This is a genomic window from Streptomyces sp. NPDC053541 (genome assembly GCF_044544705.1).
In the GTDB taxonomy this organism is placed as follows: Bacteria; Actinomycetota; Actinomycetes; order Streptomycetales; family Streptomycetaceae; genus Streptomyces.
The window spans coordinates 528,158-548,142 of record NZ_JBITXM010000004.1 but is presented as its reverse complement, the minus strand read 5'-3'; the positions used below and the strand labels follow the sequence as shown (position 1 = coordinate 548,142).

Here is a 19,985-nt window from a genome sequence, read left to right as displayed (position 1 = left end):
GGCCTCGGGGGCGGACGTCTCAGGGACGGACAAAGGAGTGGCTCCGCTCGACCTTCCCGATGTGGAGGCTGTAGGCCTCGTACCACTCCTCGCGCCCGCGCCGCTGCGCCTCGGCGTGCTCGGGCTGCCGCCGCCAGGCGGCGAGGCCCTCCAGGTCGCGGAAGTAGGCGACGGTGATGCCGATGCCGCCGGGGGTGCGGGCGGACTCGTAGCCGAGGAACCCGGGCATGTCCTGGACCAGCTCGTGCAGTCGGGCGGCGGTCTCGCCGTAGCCCTCGGGGGCGTCGGGGCGGATGGAGGTGAAGACGGCGGTGTAGTACGGCGGTTCGAGGCCCGCCACCAGGCTCTGGGTCATGGGTTCACCCTGCGGGGGGACGGGCGGGGCTGTCCATGGATGGCCGCCGAAGGGATCCAAGACTTTACGGTTCAAGGCTTGGCCTGGCCTGGCCTGGCTTCGGGCTCCGGGCTTCGGGCTCCGGGCCTCAGGCTCCGGGCTCCGGGCCTCAGGCTTCGGGGCTCGGGCCTCGGGCCTCGGGCCTCGGGCTTCGGGCTCCGGGCCTCAGGCTTCGGGGCTCGGGCTCCGGGCTTCGGGGCCTCGGGCCTCGGGCTCCGGGCTCCGGGCTCCGGGCTCCGGGCTCAGAAGAGGAGGGCCTGGGCGCCGGCGTCCTCGTCGCCCGGGGCCGCGGCGGTGGCCGTGGGCACGGTCACCGGGTGTCCGGCGGGCGCGGCGGCCAGCTCCCAGCCGGTGAGCAGCCGGGTGTCCAGGACCAGCGGCCGGGCCTCGGCGTCGAGCAGGTGCAGGTCGGGCCCGGCGGCGGCCACGAGCCGGCCCGCGACGACCCCGTCGGGGACGAGCTCGGTGACCACCTGCGCGGCCGGGGAGTCCTGCAGGGCGCCGAGGGCGAAGGCCTCCGCGTGGTCGTGCACCTCGCAGGGCAGGGCCTGGAGCGTCTCGGCCCAGGCGGGCACCCCGGCGGCCCGCGCGTGCAGTTCGGCCAGCTCGCGGGCGCGCTCCCCGGCGGGCGGCAGCGCGAAGCGCACGGCCCGCTTCCGGGCGTACGGGATGCGGTCGGGGACCGCGAGGGCGTGCCGCAGCACCTCCTCGGTCCGGCGGGCGGCCATCAGCGGGCCGCGGCCGAGCCAGGCGAAGGCGACGGCGCCCTGTTCGAGCAGCCGGGCGGAGCCGCGCTCCTCGCCGGTGATGCCGACCTTGACCAGGCCCGGCCCGAACCAGGCGAGGTACACGCGGTACGGCCGGGGATCGTCGGCGAACGTGTCGGCGGCCACCGAGTGCGCCCGGTCCAGCCGCGCGCACTCCCCACACCGCCCGCCCGTCCCGCGCGCGGGCACGGCGGCGGCCGTCGGGCACGCGTGGCCGCGGGCGCCGGAGCAGCGCCGCTCCCCGCCCACGACCCGGAAGCCGAGCTCCCGCCCGTACCGGAGCGCGCTGGCCCGCCCGCCGGCCCCGGCCCACCGGAGCCGGGGCGCACCGTCCCGCCAGGAGACGCCGTCGCTTCGCCACACCATGCGTCCAGTGTCGTACCGCCCACTGACAGCGGGGGCCCGGCCGGCGGCCGGGGGCAGAGGGCAGGGAGCCGAGGGCCCGGGGGCCGGGGAACAGAAACGGAGAACAGGACCGGAGGAACGGCCCGGCCCTCAGGGCAGGGCGTAGAGCAGTCCGCCGTCCGTGCCGGCACCGCCGGCGTGCCGCATGCAGCCGCGCTCGACGAGGGTGCGGACGCAGTCGCGGACGCGCTCGGCGGTGAGCCCGGTGCGGCGGGCCACCTCCTCCAGGCGGTAGCGGACCCCGCCCCGGACGAGGGCGGGCGCGAGGTACGCGGCGACGGCGTGCACGTCCTCGCCGACGACGGCGTTGCGCGCGCACCAGGAGTCGAGGAGCTCCTGCGGGGTGCGGGCGACCCGGGGCCCGGTCTCCGGCTCGCCGGTCGGGGCGGGGGCGGGACGGGGGCCGGTGCGCTGGGCGGGCAGGGACAGGCGGTCGAGGGACTCGGCGAGCCGGTGCAGGTCGTGCCCGGCCTCGCGCAGCAGCTCGCCCCAGTCGGCCTCGGGCCGCAGGGCGGCCTCCTCCAGGCGGACGAGGACGTCGAGCAGGGGCTGCGGCAGGACGAAGCCGCCGGTGGAGGCGGGCGCGGGGTCGAGCCCGTACGAACCGTCCCGCTGCACCCCGACGACCAGGTCGGCGACCCAGGCCCGGAAGGGACCGGTGGCCGGCCGCCCGGAGGCGTTCACCAGTTGCACGAGGCCCTCCAGGCACACCATCCGGGTGGAGCCGCGCAGCCCGTTCCGCAGCCCGCGCTCTCCCGACAGCTCGATCGGCAGCTCACCGACCGTCGTGTGCAGGGCGTCCGCGACGTGTGCGCGCAGGGCCTGCCGTGCGCTCCCGTACCCGAGCTGCCGCGCCGCGTCCACGGCGGGGAACCAGTGCGTCCCGTCCGGCAGTGTGAGCCTGCGCAGCCGCGCCCCCGTGGCGGCGTACACGAAGTCGTCGATGTCGATGGCGTCGATGGCGGTCATCTGGGCGTCACCTCCACCAGCACGCTAGGCCGAGGGCATATTCAACTGACATGCAGATCCGTCCGGTTCACCCGAAGGTGTGGGATCCACCCGAACGGGGATTGTCCGGAAGAATCGTGAGGAACGAGAGGACGTCCTCCTCCGTCCACGTGCCGGCGGCCCCCGGGCTGCCGGCCAGATAACGGGCGATCTCGCGGTCGGTCCAGGCGCCGGACTCCTGCAGGCCGGCGGCGATGTGACGCAGATACGGCTCCGCGGGCGCGCGCAGCTCGACGTCGGCGACCGCCCAGGGCGCGGTGAACGTCAGCATCGGCAGCCCGTCCAGCTCCCCGGCGCACACCACCGTCTCGTACCGCCCGCTCCCGAAGGACACGCACCCGCGCGCGACCACCTCCGCGAGCTCCCCCGCCCCGAACCCGGCCCCGAACCCGGCCCCGTCCCCGGGCTCGCGGTACATCTCCAGGGCGGTGATGTCCCCGAACTGCTCGGCGGTGAGCAGGTGCGCCCGCGCGAGCGTCCGCCCCGCCGCGCCCGGATCGTGGAACCCGCGCCCGCCGCCCCACACGGCCGACTCGGTGGCGAAGTACAAGACCCCGTCGAGTTCGACGGCCCGCGACTCCCGCGGCGCGGCCGGGTCCCGGCAGGCGGCGAGATACCGCCCGAGCCGCTCGCGATGGGTGTTGGACCCGTAGGCGACGTACCAGACATCCATGGCGGGGGAGGCTACCGGGGCGGGACCGGGACCTCCCTAGGATCGGACGGTCGATCGAGGGGGGAACGGGATGACGATGGCGACGCAACGGAGTTGGCGTCCGGGAGCCGGGGCGCGGGCGCTCCTTCACGTGCTGACCGCGCTGGTCGCGGCCGCCGCGGGAGTCGGCGGGACCCTGCTGTACCAGCGGCTGGACGCGCCGGACACGTCCGGGGTGGACGCCGAGGCCGGCGCGCTGGCCGAGAGCCTGCGGGGTGACCTGAACGCGGGCTTCTACTCGGGCGGGCAGCCCTACGGGGGCCAGTTCACGCAGGGCACGCTCGCCCTCCAGGCCGAGGCCCACGGCGGGATTCTGCTGAGCGCCCGCACCGAGCGGAGCCGGGAGAAGGGCACGATGCACACGCTGGACGTGATGCTGGGCCTGGTCCCGCCGAGCGGCGACGAGGTGGTGACGGGCGGCTACCCGGTCCGCTGCTACCGCTACACCTTCGCGTTCGGCCCGCACAGCGTGACCCAGGCCGACCTGCCCTGCCCGAACTCGCGCACGGACGGCAAGCCCGGCAGCCCGGTGGCCGAGCTGGGCGCCCTCCTCTCCCACCGGGCCTCCGGCCCCTCCGCCCGGCGCCCCCTCTCCACCAAGGGCTACCCGCACACCCCGCGGGGCGCCGTGGACTTCCTGCGGAAGCAGCACCTGGTGACTCCCGAGGACCGCGTCACCGCCGTCTCCGGCACCCCGGCCCCGGCCGGCGTCTACGCGGTCGCCCTCCGCATCAACACCACCTGCCACTACCTCCGCATGGACCCCTCCCCCACCTCCCGGGACCTCCACCCCCTCTGGCCCGCCCCGGCCCACTCCCCCTGCACCGCCCCGGAGGCCGCGAAGGCCTCCCTCCTCTACGGCATCGACCCGTCCAAGGCCGGCTGACGCTCAGAACGGCGGCGCGAGATCCCCCCGCCCGCCCCACGACAACGCAAGAGGCCCGGACTCTCGTCCGGGCCTCTTGTCTGTGTGCACTCGGCAGGATTCGAACCTGCAACCTTCTGATCCGTAGTCAGATGCTCTATCCGTTAAGCTACGAGTGCTTGTTTTGTTTTCCGCCTCCGCTCCCCGGCCTTTCGGCCCGCTCGCGGCGACAGGAAGAACATTACATGACTGCCGCCGTCATGTGAAATCCATTGGGTCCACCCCTTGTGACCTGCGAAAACGTCAAACGATCACCGGCGGGGAGCGGGGGCCGGGCAGGTGCGCGAGGGTGCGGGGGAGGGCCCCGAGGGGGGAAAAGAGACCGGGGTCACAGGGGGGCGCGAGGGGGCGCGCAGGTGGGGCCGGGAGGGGGCGGGAGGGGGCGGGAACGGGAGAAGCCCCGGTCCTGGGGACCGGGGCTTCCGTGGGGCGGAGGCGGAGGGATTTGAACCCTCGATGGGCTTTAAAACCCAAACCGCATTAGCAGTGCGGCGCCATAGACCGGACTAGGCGACGCCTCCTTCACGCCCCGCGCGTGCGCGGGTGGTGCGTGGAGATGATGACACAGACGAGCCGCGTGCCACCAATCGCTTATCACCGTACTAGGACCCGGGGCGCCAGGGCAAAGCCCCCCGCCCGGCTCAGCCCGCCTTGCGCAACGCGCCGGGGCCCGGAGCGTTAGTCAGGGAAACGCCCAGGCCCGCACCCGCCACACGCATCACCACGGGAGTCCGTCATGCTGCGCCCCCTCCTCCTCTCGACCGTCGCCGCCACCGCCCTGACCGGCGTCGGAGGGCTCGGGCCGCTGCCCCCGCTCCCGCTGCTGTCCGGCCCGGCCACCGTCACCTCCCTCACCGTCGCCATCGAGAAGAGCGGCCACGCCGAGGCCGACGGCACCTTCCGCCTCGAGTGCGACGGCGCCACGCCCGCCCAGGGAACCCCCGGCAGCACGCACCCGGCCGCCGCGAACGCCTGCAAGCGCCTCGACCAGCTCGCGCAGTCCGGCACCGACCCCTTCGCGCCCGTGCCGGCCGACGGCTTCTGCACCCAGCAGTACGGCGGCCCGGCCACCGCCCGCATCAGCGGCAGCTGGCAGGGCCGCCGGGTCGACGCCGGCTTCTCCCGCGCCAACGGGTGCGAGATCGACCGCTGGGAGAACCTCCGCCCCGTCCTCCCCCGCGTCTAGGACCGTCCGGGTCCAGGACCGTCCGGCGGATCGGCGGGGGGCGAGGGGCAGGGGCAGGGGCAGGGGCAGGTCACCGAACCTCCACCCCGTCTCCAGAGGCGGAGGCCCGCCCTCCCTTAGACTCCCTCCGTGACAGGCCGCGGCCCGAACGGCAAGATGGGCGGGCACGTGCGGTGGCAGTGGGTTCAGGGAGGAAGCGTCTCGTGAGCAGCAGGCCGTCCCGAGGCGCTGCTCGCCTCGCAGCCATACTCGACGCCCTCCCGGACGGCCTCGTGCTCGTCAACTGCAACGGCACGGTCGTCAACGCCAACACCATCGCCCTCGGCATGTTCGAGACCCCCGGCACCGCCCTCGTCGGGCGCGGGCTGCTCGACCTGCTGCCCGACTTCGACTCGCGCCTCATCCCCGGCTCGATGCGCCGCCCCGAGGCCGCCGACGAGCGCGGCCGCACCCGGCCGACCCGGATGATGGCCCGGCGCACCGACGGCGGGGAGTTCCCCGTCGAGGTGACCAGTGCCAGCCTGGAGGACGGCCGCGAGGCCTACGACTCGTACAGCGGCTACACCGGCGACGAGCTCCTCATGCTCGTCGTCCGCGACCTCACCGGCACCCTCGACACCGAGGCCGAACTCGCCCGCTCCCAGCGCCAGACCGAGATGATCCTGCGCGCCGCGTCCGAGGGCGTGGTCGGCACCGACACCGACGGCCGGGTCGTGCTCGTGAACCCCGCCTTCGCGCAGATCCTCGGCTACCGGGCCGGCGAGCTCGGCGGCGCCGAGCTGCACCCGCTGATCCTCCCCAAGCGCGCCGACGGCCAGCCCTTCCCGTACGAGGAGTCCCCGCTCGCCGACACCCTCAAGTCGGGCCGCAAGCACCGGGTCCGCGGGCAGGTGCTGTGGGCGAAGAACGGCGACCGGGTGCCGGTCGACCTGACCACCGCGCCGGTACGGGACGGGGACCAGCTCGTCGGCGCCGTCATGACCTTCACCGATCGCCGGCCCTACGAGCAGCTCGTCGAGGCCCACGCCACCGAGCTCGCCGACCTCACCGAGCGGCTGACGGCCGAGCGGGAGCAGGAGAAGGAGCGGTACGAGGCGGAGCTGGCCGAGGAGCGGGCGCGGCTCGCCGCGGTGACCGCCCGGCACGAGCAGCTGACCGCCGTGCTCGGCGAGTCGTTGCGCGGCCCGCTGGAGGAGCTGCGCACCGAGCTGGGCACCCTGGCCGCCGACGACGCCGGACAGCTGTGGCCCGAGGCCAACCAGCTGCTCCACCACCTCGCCGCCGGCTACGCCCGGATGACCGCCCTCGTCGACAACGTGCTCGGCTTCCAGCGGCTCGACGCGGGCGCCGAGGAGCTCGACAAGGGTGTCGTCCTGCTCTCCGGCATCGTCACCGGCGGCATCGACGGGGCGGTCGAGCTGATCGGCCCGGGGCGGGCCCAGTTCGCCGTGCACGCGCCGCCGATCGAGGCCGAGGTCGACGCCGACCGCCTCACCACCGCGCTCGCCCACCTGGTCGCCGACGTGGCCGGGGTCGACGCCACCGGCAAGAGCAAGGCCGCGCCCCAGGCCGGCGGCTACGCCGACTCGACGATCGTGGTGGCCGCCGCCCAGCGCGGTGACGTCGTACGGATCGAGGTCCGCGGCCCGTACGCGGGCGGCGACCCGGTCCACCAGCCGATCGTGCGCGGCATCGTCAGCGCGCACGGCGGTGTGCTGCAGACCCACGAGGTGCCGGGGACGACCGGCGGGGCGTACGTCGTCGAGCTGCCCCTCGGCGCCGGCCGCGGCACCGTGCCGCACCCCCCGGTCCTGTCCGAGCGCCCGGAGGAGCAGCGGCCGGCCCGACCGGAGGCCGCTGCCCCGGGAGCGGCGGAGCCGCCGCAGCCCGCGGAGCCGGCCGAGGCCGTGGCGGTCCCGGCGGGCCCCGGCGGCGAGCAGGCCCCCGGGGCCGAGCAGGGCCCCGGCGGCGAACTCGCCGGTCTCCCCGCGCAGCTCGCTCCCGCCGACGCGCAGGGCGGCGGACGGCGGCGGGCCCGCCGGGCGTCGACGGACGCGTTCCTGGAGAGCCCGACGGCGCCCGAGGGCACGCCCGCCCCGCAGCCGACCGGCCGGCGGCGCGGCCGGGCCGGCGACACCCCGGCCGCCGGTACCCCGGCGGAGCTGATCCCCGCGCAGAGCGCGCCCGCCGAGGCGCCCGCCCCGGTGCCCGCCTCCGGCACCGGTCGCCGTCGCGGGCGGCCCGCCGAGGGCGCGGTGATGACGGCCGCCGAGAGCGCGCAGGGCCGTCCGGCGCTCGGTGACACGGTGCCGCCCCAGGGCGTCCCGGTCGACGCCAAGACCGAGGCCCCGCAGGCCCCGCCCGCCCAGCAGGCCCCGGCCGCCCTGGCGCTGCCCGCCGTCGCCTCCGCGCCCCAGCCCGGGTCCGCCCCGCAGCCCACCGGCCGGCGCCGCCGGGCGCTCGCTGCCGCGCAGGAGCGGGCCGCGGCGGCCGAGGCCGGACCGCGCACGCCGTTCGCGATGGGGCCCGCCGCCGAGGCCCCGGCCCCCGTACCCGCCGAAATCCCGGGCAGCCAGGGCGACCAGGGCGACCACGAAGCCGTACGGGCGCTCCCGGAGCACGACCACACCCCGCCGCAGCCGCACCCGCTGCCCACGGCGACGGCCACGGGCACCGCCGCCACCGGAACCGCCACCCCCGCCACCGGCACCGGCACCGGTTCCGTGCCGCTGCCGCCCGAGATGCCCGCGCCGCCGCGGGAGGGCGGCACGCAGGGGCGTGCCTTCAGCGTGCGCACCCTGGGCCAGGGCGTGCCCTTCGTGCAGCCCTCCGCCGCGGCCACTCCCGTCACTCCCGTCACTCCGGCCACTCGGGCCACTCCGGCCAGGCCGACCTCCGCGACTCCGACGCCGGCCGCGCCGCTGCCCGCCGCCAACCCGCCCGGGTCTCCCGCCGTGCCCGCCACGCCCTCCGGCCGGCGGCGCAAGCTCGGCAACCCGGCGGAGGAGGGCCGGCAGCCCGCGCCCGAGGCGGTGTCCGGACCGGCGAAGGCCCACCCGCCGGTGGAGCAGCCGCTGCCCGCGGCGGCCCCCATGCCCACGCCCGTATCCGCGCCCGTATCCGCGCCCGCGCCGGCGCCCGTGCCCATGCCGCTGCCCGTACCGGCGCCCGCTCCGGCGCCGGAGGGGCGGGCGTACGCGATAGAGGCGCCCGCCGAGGGCTCGGCCGAGGGGCCGGAGCCGCTGGACGGCCCGGGCGGTGCGGTGGAGGTCGCGAACCAGCCGGCGCCGCAGCCGGTCGACGACGAACTGCCCCCGGAGCCGCTCGACAACCCGCGCCGGCTGCTGGTCTGGCCCGCGCCGGACGTATCGACCCAGCAAGCCCTGAGCGACCGCGGCTACCGGCCGGTGATCGTGCACTCCCGCGAGGAGGTCGACGCGCAGATCGCCGCCTTCCCGGCCGCGCTCTTCGTCGACCCGCTGACCGGGCCCATCACCCGGACCGCGCTGCAGTCACTGCGGCAGGCCGCCGTGGCGGCCGAGGTGCCGGTGCTGCTCGCGGCCGGGCTCGGGCAGGCGACCCGGGAGGCGGCGTACGGCGCCGACCCGGCGGTCCTGCTCAAGGCCCTGGCGCCCCGGGACAGCGAGCAGCACCCGTCCCGCGTCCTGGTCATCGAGGAGCACGAGGACATCGCGCAGGCGCTCGCGGCGACCCTGGAGCGGCGCGGCATGCAGGTGGCGCGGGCGGCGACCGACACCGAGGCGGTCGCGCTGGCCCAGCAGATCCGGCCGAACCTGGTCGTGATGGACCTCATGCAGGTGCGCCGCCGGCGGGCCGGGATCATCGACTGGCTGCGGGCGAACGGGCAGTTGAACCGCACCCCGCTGGTCGTCTACACCTCGACCGACCTCGACGAGGCGGAGCTGCCGAAGCTGTCCTCGGGGGAGACGGTGCTGTTCCTCGCCGAGCGCTCGACGAGCGACGAGGTGCAGGCCCGGATCGTGGACCTGCTTGCGAAGATCGGCACCAACTAGCCCTTACCGGGGGCTGGTTGGCGCCGACCGCCCTGTCCGCCGCGGCGGACAGGGCCTAGAGCTGGGTCACGTCCAGCTCGCCGTCCGCGTACTGCTTGCGGATCACCTTCTTGTCGAACTTGCCGACGCTGGTCTTCGGCACGGCCGGCACGATCGCCCAGCGCTCCGGCAGCTGCCACTTGGCGATGCCGCCCTCGGCGGCGAGGAAGGCCTTCAGCTCCTCGTAGCCCGCGCTCGCGCCCTCCTTGAGGACGACGGTCGCGAGCGGGCGCTCGCCCCACTTCTCGTCGGGGACGGCGACGACGGCGGCCTCGGCGACGGCCGGGTGGCCCATGAGGGCGTTCTCCAGCTCGACGGAGGAGATCCACTCGCCGCCGGACTTGATGACGTCCTTGGCGCGGTCGGTGAGGGTGAGGTAGCCGTCGGAGCTGATGACGCCGACGTCGCCGGTCTTGAGCCAGCCGTCCTCGCTGAACTTGTCGTCGGGGCGGAAGGGTTCGCCGGCCGCGCCGCCGTAGTAGGCGCCGGCGATCCAGTTGCCGCGGACCTCCAGCTCGCCCGCCGACTCGCCGTCCCAGGGCAGGATCTCGCCGCCGGGGCCGACCAGGCGGGCCTCGACGCCGGCCGGGAAGCGTCCCTGGGTGACGCGGTAGGGCCACTCCTCCTCCGGGGTGAGCCCGGCCGGCGGGTGGGCCATGGTGCCGAGCGGGGAGGTCTCCGTCATGCCCCAGGCGTGACAGAGGCGGACGCCCAGCTTGTCGTACGCCTCCATGAGGGAGGGCGGGCAGGCGGCGCCGCCGATGGTGACCTGGGACATCGAGCTGAGGTCCCGGGGGTTGGCGGTGACCTCGGCGAGCAGGCCCTGCCAAATGGTGGGGACGGCGGCGGCGTGGGTCGGCTTCTCGCGCTCGATCATCTCGGCGAGCGGGGCCGGCTGGAGGAAACGGTCCGGCATGAGCATGTTGATGCCGGTCATGAAGGTGGCGTGCGGCAGGCCCCAGGCGAGCACGTGGAACTGCGGGACCACGACCAGGGTCGTGTCCTTGTCGGTGAGGCCCATCGACTCGGTCATGTTGACCTGCATGGAGTGCAGGTAGATCGAGCGGTGGGAGTAGACGACGCCCTTGGGGTCGCCGGTGGTGCCGGAGGTGTAGCACATCGCGGCGGCGCTGCGCTCGTCCAGCTCGGGCCAGGCGTACGTGGTGGGGCGGCCGGCGATCAGCTCCTCGTAGTCGTGCACGCGCGGCGCCACGCCGTCCAGGACGGAACGGTCGCCGGGGCCGGCGACGACCACGTGCTCGACGGTCGGCAGGTGCGGCAGCAGCGGCGCGAGGAGCGGGAGCAGCGAGCCGTTGACGAGGACCACGCGGTCGGCGGCGTGGTTGACGATCCAGGCCAGCTGCTCGGCGGGCAGGCGCAGGTTGAGGGTGTGGACGACCGCGCCCATGGCGGGGATCGCGAAGTACGCCTCGACGTGCTCGGCGTTGTTCCACATGAGGGTGGCGACCCGCTCGTCGGCGGTGACGCCGAGTTCGTCGCGCAGGGCGTTCGCCAGCTGTCCGACGCGGGCGCCCGTCTCGGCGAAGGTGCGGCGCTGCGGCTCCGCCTCCCCGGTCCAGGTGGTGATCACGGACTTCCCGTGGATCCTCGTCCCGTGTTCCAGGATGCGGGTCACGGTCAGCGGTACGTCCTGCATCGTGCTCAGCACGGCGTCCTCCCGGTGGGCGCTACGCGGCAGTAGTGGGTGTGGGGGTGCAGCGATTCTGCGCCCGTACCGCGCGGTATGTCACTACCCGAGAGTACTGAAATTGCCAGTGATTACTGGCGTAACTGAGGGTAACGCCCTCGGAGTCCGGTCGGGAGAGGAGAAACGGGGTGATCCGGGTCACCGCACCGGGGCCAGCTCCGGGTCCTCCCGGAGCTTTCCGAGCGCCCGCGAGACCGCGCTCTTGACGGTCCCGACCGACACCCCGAGCACCTCGGCGGTCTGCGCCTCGCTCAGGTCCTCGTAGTACCTGAGGACGACCATCGCCCGCTGGCGGTCCGGGAGCTTCATGACGGCCCGCCACATCGCGTCGTGCAGCACCTGGCGCTCCGCCGGGTCGCCCTCCGGCAGCCCGGCGGGCTCCGGCAGGTCGTCGCCGCACGCGTACTCGTCGACCTTGCGCTTGCGCCATTGCGAGGTACGGGTGTTCAGGAGCGCGCGGCGGACGTAGCCGTCCAGGGCGCGATGGTCCTCGATGCGCTCCCAGGCCATGAAGGTCTTGGCGAGCGCGGTCTGCAGCAGGTCCTCGGCGTCCGAGTGGTTCGCGGTCAGCGAGCGCGCGGTGCGCAGGAGGACGGGGCCGCGGGCCCGGACGTACGAGGTGAACGACGGGTACGCGGCGAACGGCGCGGGTCCGGAGGCGGGCCGGCGGCCGGCGGCCGTGGAGGCGCCGGCGCAGACGGGGCCAGAGGGCGGCGGAGTCATGCTTCCACGCTATGAGCGGGCGGCCCGCCCGGGGATCGGTCCCAGGTCGCGACCCGCACTCCCCCTCAGGTTGTAGGGGTGGGGACGGCCCGACCTCCTGAGGGTGGAGCGGAGGGGGGTGGGCGTCAGGGTCCGGGGCCGGCGTCAGGGTCCGGGGGGCGGGGGCAGGGGGCCGGCCTCAGGGTCCGGGGTTCAGGGCCCGGGGGCCGGTCTCAGGGTTCAGGGGGGCAGGGCCAGGGGCCCAGGGGTGCCTGTCAGGGCCGGGCGGCGCCTCAGCGGGTGGGGCCATCGGGGCCGCCGGGGCCCCGGTCCGGGGGCTCAGCGGGTCACGCGGGCGACCGGGGCGTCGACCAGGCTGCGGTCGATCCGGATCCGCCGCCCGCCGTGCGTCTCGGTGACGTTGCCCGCGTACTGGTGGATGCGGGCGTGCGGGCGCCAGGCGCGCGGGTGCAGCGTGCGCTCCGACTCCAGCGCGGGCCGGCCGAGCCAGCGCGCGAACCAGACCACGGCCGGCAGGTCCCGCGTCCCCGCCGCCCGCTCCCGCTCCATCTGCCGGATGCCGGTCTCGGCGCTGCTGTAGAAGCCGGGCAGATAACCGAGCCGCCGCACCTCGCGGTTCCAGCCGCGCACGAAGCGCACCGTCGTCGCGGCGCAGCGCGCGTCGCCCGCGCGGTACGCCTCGATGTCCAGGTAGAGCGGACTGCCGGGCGCGAAGCCCAGGGCCCGGGCGGCCCGCACCGCCTCGGCGCCCTCGCGGGTGCCCTGGGTCCAGGGGGAGCGCCCGATCGCGTACCGTCGCTTGGCCTCGACGAGCACGCACGGCGGCTGCGAGCCGACGAACAGCGGCAGCATCCGCCAGCCCTGGGCGTGCACGGCGGCCACCCACCCCCGGTTCAGCTCCCGCTGGGCGCGGCAGCCCCGGCCGCGGCCCCCGAAGTAGACGCCGACGGCCCGGTACGGGGAGGAGCGCCGCCAGGCCCGCATCACCGCGACCGACGGCGCCTCGCAGGTGTCGAAGGCGCGGCCCGCGAAGTGGGGCGGCGCGGCGGCGGGGGCGACGGCCCGGACCGCCGCGGGGCCCGGCGCGCCCGGGACGGCGCCGGGGGCGCCCGCCCGTACCGCGGGCCCGGTGGCCCCGTGGTGGGCGGGCCCGATCAGGAGCGCGGCGGCCGTCAGGAGGACCGCGGCGGCGACACGGACGGGCGTCCGGGGGCGGGTCCGGGGCCCCGCAAGGGACCGGGGGCCGGGCGCGGGGCGCGGCGGGCGGGGGGCGCGCGGCAGGACGTTCCTCATGGCGCGAGTGAAGAGCGCCCCGGCCCGCGCGGCCACCGCTGGCGGCGTGTCGTTCAGCCGTCCGCGCCGAGGATCAACCCGGACGTCGGAACCCCGGTGCCGGCCGTCACCAGCACCCGGGCCGCTCCCGGCACCTGGTTGACCGAGGTCCCGCGCACCTGCCGGACGGCCTCCGCGATGCCGTTCATGCCGTGCAGATAGGCCTCGCCGAGCTGTCCGCCGTGGGTGTTGAGGGGCAGCGCGTCGGCGGCGACGAAGTCGGCCGCCTCGCCCGGCGCGCAGAAGCCGAACTCCTCCAGCTGCATCAGCACGAAGGGCGTGAAGTGGTCGTACAGGATGCCGACGTCGATGTCGCCGGGCGCGAGTCCCGAGGTCCGCCAGAGCTGCCGGGCCACCACGCCCGTCTCGGGCAGCCCGGTGAGCCCGTCCCGGTAGAAGCTGGTCATCGCCTCCTGGCCGCGCCCGGCGCCCTGGGCCGCGGCCGTGATCACCGCGGGCGGGCGGCGCAGGTCGCGGGCGCGTTCGACGGAGGTGACGACGATCGCCTGCCCGCCGTCGGTCTCCTGGCAGCAGTCGAGCAGCCGCAGCGGCTCGGCGATCCAGCGCGAGGCGGCGTGGTCGGCGAGGGTGATCGGCCTGCCGTAGAAGTACGCGGCCGGGTTCGTCGCCGCATGGCGGCGGTCGGTCACGGCGACGTGGCCGAAGGCGTCCGGCGTCAGCCCGTACACGTGCAGATAGCGCTGGGCGACCATGGCGACCCAGGACGCCGGGGTGAGCAGCCCGAAGGGCAGCTGCCAGCCGAGCGCCGCGCCCTCGGCGGACGGCTCGCGGTGCTGCACGCCGGAGCCGAAGCGGCGGCCCGAGCGCTCGTTGAACGCCCGGTAGCAGACGACGACTTCGGCGATCCCGGTCGCGACGGCGAGGGCCGCCTGCTGCACGGTGGCGCAGGCCGCGCCGCCCCCGTAGTGGATCCGCGAGAAGAAGGACAGCTCGCCGATGCCGGCCGCCTGGGCGACGGTGATCTCGGGGCTGGTGTCCATGGTGAAGGTGACCAGGCCGTCCACGTCGGCGGGGACGAGCCCGGCGTCGTCGAGGGCCGCGTGCACGGCCTCCACGGCGAGGGTCAGCTCGCTGCGGCCGGAGTCCTTGGAGAACTCGGTGGCCCCGATCCCGGCGATGGCGGCGCGCCCGCCGAGCGCGTCCCGGGTGTGCGGGCTCATCGGGTGCCCGCCACACCGCGCTCCGCCGTCACCGTCACCGTCGCGGTCACGGTGCCGGTGACGTGGTGGCCGATGCCGTTGGTGCCGACGACCTTCACGTGGACCAGGCTGCCGTCGTCGTGAGCGTCGACGTGGGTGACCGTCCCGGTCAACGTCATGGTGTCTCCGGGGTAGTTGGGGGCGCCGAGCCGGATCGCGACCTTGCGGAGCACGGCGGTCGGGCCGAGGCGGTCGGTGATGTAGCGGCCGACCAGGCCGTTGGTGGTGAGGATGTTCATGAAGATGTCCGGGGAGCCCTTGGCCCGGGCCAGTTCCGCGTCGTGGTGCACGTCCTGGTAGTCGCGGGAGGCGATGGCCCCGGCGACGATCAGGGTGCGGGTGACGGGGATGGTGAGCGGCTCCAGCTCGTCGCCCGCCTTCATGCCGCGTCTCCCTTCGCGAGCAGGTCGCCGAGTTCGGCGAGGAGTTCGGTGCCGCAGCCCAGGTACGCGTCGAGCTGCCGGCCCCACAGGAAGTGCCGGTGCACCGGGTGGTCGAGGTCCGCGCCCAGGCCGCCGTGCAGGTGCTGGCCGGCGTGCACGACCCGCTTGCCCGCCTCGGCGGCCCACCAGGCGGCGGTCAGCGCGTGCTCGGCGAACGGCAGGTCCCGGTCGTGCCGCCAGGCCGCCTCGTACGCCGTCACCCGGATCGACTCGGTGTCCATGTGCGCGTCGGCGGCGCGCAGTTGGACGCCCTGGTTCGAGGAGAGCGGGCGGCCGAACTGCTCGCGGGCGGAGGTGTGCGCGACGGCGCGCGCCAGCGATCCGGCGCAGACCCCCGCCTGGAGCCCGGCGAACGCGATCCGGGCGGCGGCGAGCACGTCCTCGTACGCGTGCGGCCCGGGCCCGCCGATCCGCTCGCCGGCCGCCGGGGCGAGGGCGGTGCGCCCGGCCGCCCAGGGGGCGGTGAGTGCGACGGGCTCGACGGGTCCGGTGACGCGGACGAGGCGCAGGGTGCGCGTCGCGGGCTCCGGGACGAGGACGTGGGTGGCGTCCCGCAGCCACGGGATCCAGTCCGCCGAGGACGCCGGGAAGGCGCCGGTCACGACGGTCGTCCCGGCCCGCAGCCCGGGCAGCAGCCGGTCCCGCTGCTCCGGGGTGCCGTGCCGGGCGACGGCGAGCACCCCGTAGACCGCGCTCGCCGTGAACGGCACCTGCGCCGTCGTCCGCCCCTGCTCCTCGGCGAGCAGCACCAGGCCGAGCAGTCCGGTCTCCTCGACGGCCTCGACGAGCCCGGCCGCGCACAGCGCCTTCCACAGCTCGGCGTCCGAGCCGGTGCCGGCGGCGGCGAGACGCTCGTGGGTGGCGAGGTCGGCGAAGATCCGGGCGGCGAGGTCGCGGGCCGCGGCCTGCTCCTCGGTGGGGTCGAAGTCCATGTCAGCGCTCCTCCTCCGCGCGGAAGACCGGCAGTTCGAGGTCCTCGTCGACGCGCAGGAACTCCAGCCGTACGGGCATGCCGACGCGGACCTTGTCGTACGGGACGCCGACGATGTTGCTGATCATGCGGACGCCCTCGGCGAGCTCGACGAGACCGACGGCGTACGGGGGGTCGAAGGCCGGGAACGGCGGGTGGTGCATGACGACGTACGAGTAGACGGTGCCCGCGCCGCTCGCCTCGACGGTGTCCCAGGCGCGCGAGCCGCACGCGTTGCAGCCGGGCAGCCAGGGGAAGCGGAGGGTCGCGCAGTCGGCGCAGCGCTGGACGAGGAGGCGGTGCTCGGCGACGCCGGCCCAGAAGCCGGCGTTGTCCCGGTTGACGACGGGCCGGGGCCGCCGGGGTTTCGGCTCCTGCTCGCTCCGCCTGGCGGCGGGGGCGTACTTGAGGACCCGGAAGCGGTGGGTGCCGGCGAGTTCGCCGTCGGCCCGGACGTCCATGCGGGTGGTGATGAAGTGGCCGGTGCCGAGCTTGGTGGTCTTGCGGGGCGAGACCGACTCGATGACGGCGTCGAAGGTGATGGCGTCCCCGGGGCGCAGGGGCCGCAGGTACTCCTGCTCGCAGTCGGTGGCGACGATGGAGGTGTACCCGGCGCCGTCGAGCAGCGCGGACAGTTCCTCGTACGCGCCGGAACGGTCCGGGTGCCCGGAGAGACCGCCCATGGTCCAGGCCTGGAGCATGGTGGGCGGCGCGACGGCGTCGGGCCCGCGGTAGGCGGGGTGGGCGTCGCCCATGGCCTCACACCAGTGCCGGATCATGGGCTCGTTGACCGGGTCCTTGCCGACGGAGGCGGTGGAGGCGGTCTGCCCTTCGTAGGCCCTGAGCCGTTCGTAGAGGGCATCGGCGGGGGGCGTGGAGTCCTCCGGCCCGCTCGGGGACTCCCCCGGCTCCTCCCGGCTCATCGGCGTCCCCTCCCCTTCATGCCGAGCCGCATCGTGGCGACGATCTCGCGCTGCACCTCGCTCACTCCTCCCCCGAAGGTGTTGATCTGGGCGGCCCGGTTCATGCGCTCCAGCTCGCCGCCGTCGAAGGCGCCCGGCGAGCCGGTGCGGACGAGGGCGGCGGGGCCGGCGATCTCCTGGCACATGCGGTAGACCTCGACGGCGGACTCGGTGCCGGCGAACTTCACCCCGCTCGCGTCGCCGGGCGCGAGCCGCCCCGCGCCGACGTCGCCGACGAGCCGCCAGTTGAGCAGCCGGGTCGCGGCGAGCCGGGCGTGCGCCTCGGCGGCGCGGAGCCGTACCCAGGGCTCGTCGATCCGGCGCCGGCCGGTGTTCGGGTCGGGGGTGCGGGCGGCGGCGAGCGCGGCCCCGTAGAAGTCCTCGGCCTGCATGCCGATGGCGGCGAGGGCGACCCGCTCGTGGTTGAGCTGGTTGGTGATGAGCCCCCAGCCCTCGTTCTCGGCGCCGACGAGGTGGCCGGCGGGGACGCGTACGGAGTCGTAGTAGGTGGCCGTGGTGGTCAGCCCGCCGACGGTGTGGATCGGCGTCCAGGAGAAGCCGGGCGCGTCCGTGGGCACGAGGACGATCGAGATGCCGCGGTGGCGCGGGGTCTCCGGGTCGGTGGCGGTGCGGCAGGCGAGCCAGATCCAGTCGGCGTTCTGGGCGTTGGAGGTGAAGACCTTCTGCCCGTCGATCCGCCAGGAGTCGCCGTCCCGTACGGCCCTGGTACGGAGCGAGGCGAGGTCGGTGCCGGCCTCGGGCTCGCTGTAGCCGATGGCGAAGACGGCCTCGCCGCGCAGGATGCGGGGGAGGAGGTCGGCCTTCTGTTCCTCGGTGCCGTACTTCATGAGGGTGGGGCCGACGGTGTTGAGCGTGACCATGGACACGGGGGCGCCGGCCCGGTAGGCCTCGTCGAAGAAGACGAACTGCTCGTCGGGCCCGCGCCCCTGCCCGCCGTACTCCTCGGGCCAGCCGAGCCCCAGCCATCCGTCGGCGCCGATGCGGCGCAGCAGGGCGCGCTGGGCGGCGGTGTCGGCGGCGGGGGGCGGGCCTTCGGGCATCACGTCGCGGAAGTACGCGCGGAGCTCGGCGCGCAGCCGTAGCTGCCGTTCGGTGGGGGCGAGGTGCACGGCGACGGCCTCTCGTGAGTCCCTTCGAAAATCTGACTGACCGTCAGATTCCTTCAGTGGATGGACCGCTGTCAAGCGACCGGGACGAGGGAGCGAGAGCACCGGGGCCGTACACGGCGGCGGCCCGCACGCCCGGTACCGAAGTACCGTCGTGCGGGCCGCCGTTCACCCCGCCGGCATCCCCTCCGACGCCGTTCCCCCCGTCGGGCCGGTCACCACCAGGGGTAGAAGTTGACCACCGCGTTCGACTGGTCGATGTGGGTGAAGGCGGAGCCGTTCACGCTGGCGGTGTTGTTCTGGTTGGAGGCGCCGGAACCGGTCGCCACCTGCTGGGTGGTGGTGGAGTTGCCGTGGTTGTTGCCACCGACACCGCTGCCGATGATCGTGGCGACGCTCGCATTCGATCCGTCGTTCGCGAACCCACCGTTGTCGGCCTGGGCCACTCCCGCGAAGAGCGCGGCGGCGAGGGGCAGGGCGGCGGCAGCGGCGAGGACGCGGGCGGTACGGATGCTTGCCATGTGTGTTCCTCCAGGAACTGAAGCTCTGGTCTGAAGCTCGGAACTGCTGCACTGCGGTACTTCTGCTGCTCAACTACTGCTGTCACCGGGGCAGTTGGCCGACCGCCCGGGTCGTTGTGCTCGACGTCGCGAGACCAGACTTGCCCACCGAATCCCCGGCGAACCACCCCGGAGCGGTCGATTCCCTCGCAAGCGTGAGGACAAGTCGATAAACCCCCTCACGCCCAACAAAGACGCAGCTCAGGCGTGTCGCGAGGGGACGATAACGGCTCGGGGCCGGGGAGGCCGTACGCCCCAAGGGACGAAGCGTTTCGGCATCTTTTCCGCCTATCAGCTCCGGGGGGATGATCTCCGTCATGACGAACGGGGCGGCCGACGCCTGGCACGCACGACTGGGCTGGGCGTTCGGCCTCGTAGCGGAGGATCCCGCCGAGCGCGCGGCGGCACTCGCGCATCTGGACGGCGCCCGGAGGAATGTCCGGGCGGCGCGCGTCCGGTCGAACGAGCTGTGGCAGCTCACGTCGCCGCTGGGAGCCACGCCCCACGGCGAAGGGGCGCCCCGGACCGGGACACCCCTTCTGATCTGCACGCTCTCTGACCTGCGGCGGTGGGTGTGGGATTTGAACCCACGGAGACATCGCTGCCTCGACGGTTTTCAAGACCGTTCCCTTAGGCCGCTCGGGCAACCCACCCTCGCCCCGCCTACCAGCAGCGGAGCGGACTACAGCCTACCGGCTGGGCGCCCCGTGCAGGGACGCTGTCAGGTGGCGTGCTCGTAGGCGGCGGTCTTGGTCGAGACGGCGTTCTGGAGGGGCGTCAGTTGGTCGACGAGCTTCTGGAAGTCGGCGGTGCGGCCGTCGGACCACTGGCCCAGGCCGACGACCATCGTGCGGCCGACGCCGGCGAACGACTGGACCATGCCGCTGGTCGGCGAGAGGGTGCGCAGGCCGGAGCCTGCGGGCGGGGCCTGGGCGGCGACCTGGTAGTCGTCGAAGGCGGCGGAGAGTTCGGTGACCAGGTGGAGCGTGTCGACGGGGTCCTTCATCGTGAAGACGGCGATGTTGTACTGGTTGTTCCGCCCGTCCTTGTAGAGCGCCACCTGCTCGCCGACGCAGCCCTTGGAGGCGTCGATCAGGGCCGCGAGACGGGGACCGACCGCGCCGGGTTCCTTGCAGGAGTTCAGGACGGCCGCGCCGACCTTGGTGAAGCGGCCGCCCTTGCCGTCGGGCACGGCGGCGGGGAAGACGTCGTCGAGCGGGATCATCGGGCGGGCCGCCGCCGACGCCGGGGTGGCCGCGGCGGTCGTGCTCGGAGCGGCTGGGGTCACCGACGGCGCGGCCTCGTCCTCCGGCGCACCCCCGTCGCCGCCCGTGGGGGCCGTGCCCGTGAGCTTCAGCACCAGGAAGGCCGCTCCCGCGGCCGCCAGCGCCAGGGCCGCGTTGCGCGGCCAGACCCGCTTCCCTTCCGGAAGCGGGCCTGGTGTCGTGTCGTCGTGTCTCGCCATGACGG

The 19,985-nt window shown here is 74.9% G+C and carries 17 protein-coding genes and 3 tRNA genes; 3 read left to right on the top strand and 17 right to left on the bottom strand.

All coding sequences use genetic code 11. The features are described 5' to 3' along the window. Nucleotides 1-19 precede the first annotated feature (19 nt). The 4 genes from ACIGW2_RS13070 to ACIGW2_RS13055 form a co-directional block, all read right to left on the bottom strand. Entirely contained in the window at nucleotides 20-355 is a 336-nt protein-coding gene (locus tag ACIGW2_RS13070; protein WP_361578901.1) for an antibiotic biosynthesis monooxygenase, read from the bottom strand. Nucleotides 356-636: 281 nt separating this feature from the next. Beyond that, the gene (locus tag ACIGW2_RS13065) at nucleotides 637-1,527 is read right to left on the bottom strand and encodes a DUF2797 domain-containing protein (protein WP_399843324.1); all 891 of its coding nucleotides are present in this window, start codon (nucleotides 1,525-1,527) and stop codon (nucleotides 637-639) included. A 129-nt stretch (nucleotides 1,528-1,656) separates the two neighbouring features. Then, nucleotides 1,657-2,535, bottom strand: a complete 879-nt coding sequence (locus tag ACIGW2_RS13060) for a Bro-N domain-containing protein (protein ID WP_391655898.1) — start codon at nucleotides 2,533-2,535, stop codon at nucleotides 1,657-1,659. A gap of 67 nt (nucleotides 2,536-2,602) precedes the next feature. Further along, nucleotides 2,603-3,247, bottom strand: a complete 645-nt coding sequence (locus tag ACIGW2_RS13055; protein WP_399843323.1) for a histone deacetylase — start codon at nucleotides 3,245-3,247, stop codon at nucleotides 2,603-2,605. Between the two features lie 130 nt (nucleotides 3,248-3,377). On the opposite strand from ACIGW2_RS13055, the gene ACIGW2_RS13050 reads away from it, so the two are divergent. Further along, complete coding sequence (locus ACIGW2_RS13050; protein ID WP_399843321.1) at nucleotides 3,378-4,172, top strand: hypothetical protein; 795 nt, start codon at nucleotides 3,378-3,380, stop codon at nucleotides 4,170-4,172. A gap of 85 nt (nucleotides 4,173-4,257) precedes the next feature. Here the strand turns inward: ACIGW2_RS13050 and ACIGW2_RS13045 are convergent. Then, a tRNA-Arg gene (locus ACIGW2_RS13045) sits at nucleotides 4,258-4,330 on the bottom strand. A gap of 311 nt (nucleotides 4,331-4,641) precedes the next feature. Then, a tRNA-Ser gene (locus ACIGW2_RS13040) sits at nucleotides 4,642-4,732 on the bottom strand. A 215-nt stretch (nucleotides 4,733-4,947) separates the two neighbouring features. Between ACIGW2_RS13040 and ACIGW2_RS13035 the strand changes: the two genes are divergently transcribed. Together ACIGW2_RS13035 and ACIGW2_RS13030 are read left to right on the top strand one after the other, a co-directional pair. After that, nucleotides 4,948-5,397: an SSI family serine proteinase inhibitor gene (locus ACIGW2_RS13035; protein WP_391655900.1), complete on the top strand. Its 450-nt coding sequence runs from the start codon at nucleotides 4,948-4,950 to the stop codon at nucleotides 5,395-5,397. Between the two features lie 203 nt (nucleotides 5,398-5,600). After that, nucleotides 5,601-9,431: a PAS domain-containing protein gene (locus ACIGW2_RS13030; RefSeq protein WP_399843318.1), complete on the top strand. Its 3,831-nt coding sequence runs from the start codon at nucleotides 5,601-5,603 to the stop codon at nucleotides 9,429-9,431. Between the two features lie 55 nt (nucleotides 9,432-9,486). Here ACIGW2_RS13030 and ACIGW2_RS13025 read toward each other — a convergent pair whose 3' ends face one another. The 11 genes from ACIGW2_RS13025 to ACIGW2_RS12975 form a co-directional block, all read right to left on the bottom strand. Then, on the bottom strand, nucleotides 9,487-11,139 hold the full coding sequence (locus ACIGW2_RS13025) for a long-chain fatty acid--CoA ligase (protein ID WP_391655902.1): 1,653 nt from the start codon (nucleotides 11,137-11,139) through the stop codon (nucleotides 9,487-9,489). A 177-nt stretch (nucleotides 11,140-11,316) separates the two neighbouring features. Continuing rightward, nucleotides 11,317-11,901 (bottom strand): SigE family RNA polymerase sigma factor, encoded by a 585-nt coding sequence (locus tag ACIGW2_RS13020; RefSeq protein ID WP_361578875.1) that lies wholly within the window; start codon nucleotides 11,899-11,901, stop codon nucleotides 11,317-11,319. Nucleotides 11,902-12,219: 318 nt separating this feature from the next. Next, nucleotides 12,220-13,194, bottom strand: coding sequence for a DUF1906 domain-containing protein (locus ACIGW2_RS13015; RefSeq protein ID WP_391655903.1), 975 nt, complete (start codon nucleotides 13,192-13,194; stop codon nucleotides 12,220-12,222). Nucleotides 13,195-13,247: 53 nt separating this feature from the next. After that, nucleotides 13,248-14,414, bottom strand: a complete 1,167-nt coding sequence (locus ACIGW2_RS13010) for a lipid-transfer protein (protein ID WP_399843314.1) — start codon at nucleotides 14,412-14,414, stop codon at nucleotides 13,248-13,250. Further along, nucleotides 14,411-14,836: a MaoC/PaaZ C-terminal domain-containing protein gene (locus tag ACIGW2_RS13005; RefSeq protein WP_391655905.1), complete on the bottom strand. Its 426-nt coding sequence runs from the start codon at nucleotides 14,834-14,836 to the stop codon at nucleotides 14,411-14,413. The genes ACIGW2_RS13010 and ACIGW2_RS13005 overlap by 4 nt, the downstream gene beginning before the upstream one ends. Further along, the gene (locus ACIGW2_RS13000) at nucleotides 14,833-15,828 is read right to left on the bottom strand and encodes an acyl-CoA dehydrogenase family protein (RefSeq protein ID WP_391655906.1); all 996 of its coding nucleotides are present in this window, start codon (nucleotides 15,826-15,828) and stop codon (nucleotides 14,833-14,835) included. Before ACIGW2_RS13000 ends, ACIGW2_RS13005 begins: the two co-directional genes overlap by 4 nt. 1 nt (nucleotide 15,829) lies before the next feature. Beyond that, nucleotides 15,830-16,789 carry a bifunctional MaoC family dehydratase N-terminal/OB-fold nucleic acid binding domain-containing protein gene (locus ACIGW2_RS12995; protein WP_391655907.1) on the bottom strand — a complete coding sequence of 320 codons (960 nt, stop codon included), beginning with the start codon at nucleotides 16,787-16,789 and terminating at the stop codon, nucleotides 15,830-15,832. After that, a complete protein-coding gene (locus ACIGW2_RS12990; protein ID WP_391655908.1) occupies nucleotides 16,786-17,958 on the bottom strand; it encodes an acyl-CoA dehydrogenase family protein in 1,173 nt (390 codons plus the stop codon). The genes ACIGW2_RS12995 and ACIGW2_RS12990 overlap by 4 nt, the downstream gene beginning before the upstream one ends. A 212-nt stretch (nucleotides 17,959-18,170) precedes the next feature. Further along, complete coding sequence (locus ACIGW2_RS12985) at nucleotides 18,171-18,476, bottom strand: hypothetical protein (protein ID WP_361578855.1); 306 nt, start codon at nucleotides 18,474-18,476, stop codon at nucleotides 18,171-18,173. Between the two features lie 605 nt (nucleotides 18,477-19,081). Further along, nucleotides 19,082-19,168: transfer RNA gene (locus ACIGW2_RS12980), tRNA-Ser, on the bottom strand. 68 nt (nucleotides 19,169-19,236) lie between these two features. Further along, nucleotides 19,237-19,980: a hypothetical protein gene (locus tag ACIGW2_RS12975; RefSeq protein ID WP_399843308.1), complete on the bottom strand. Its 744-nt coding sequence runs from the start codon at nucleotides 19,978-19,980 to the stop codon at nucleotides 19,237-19,239. Nucleotides 19,981-19,985 lie beyond the last annotated feature (5 nt).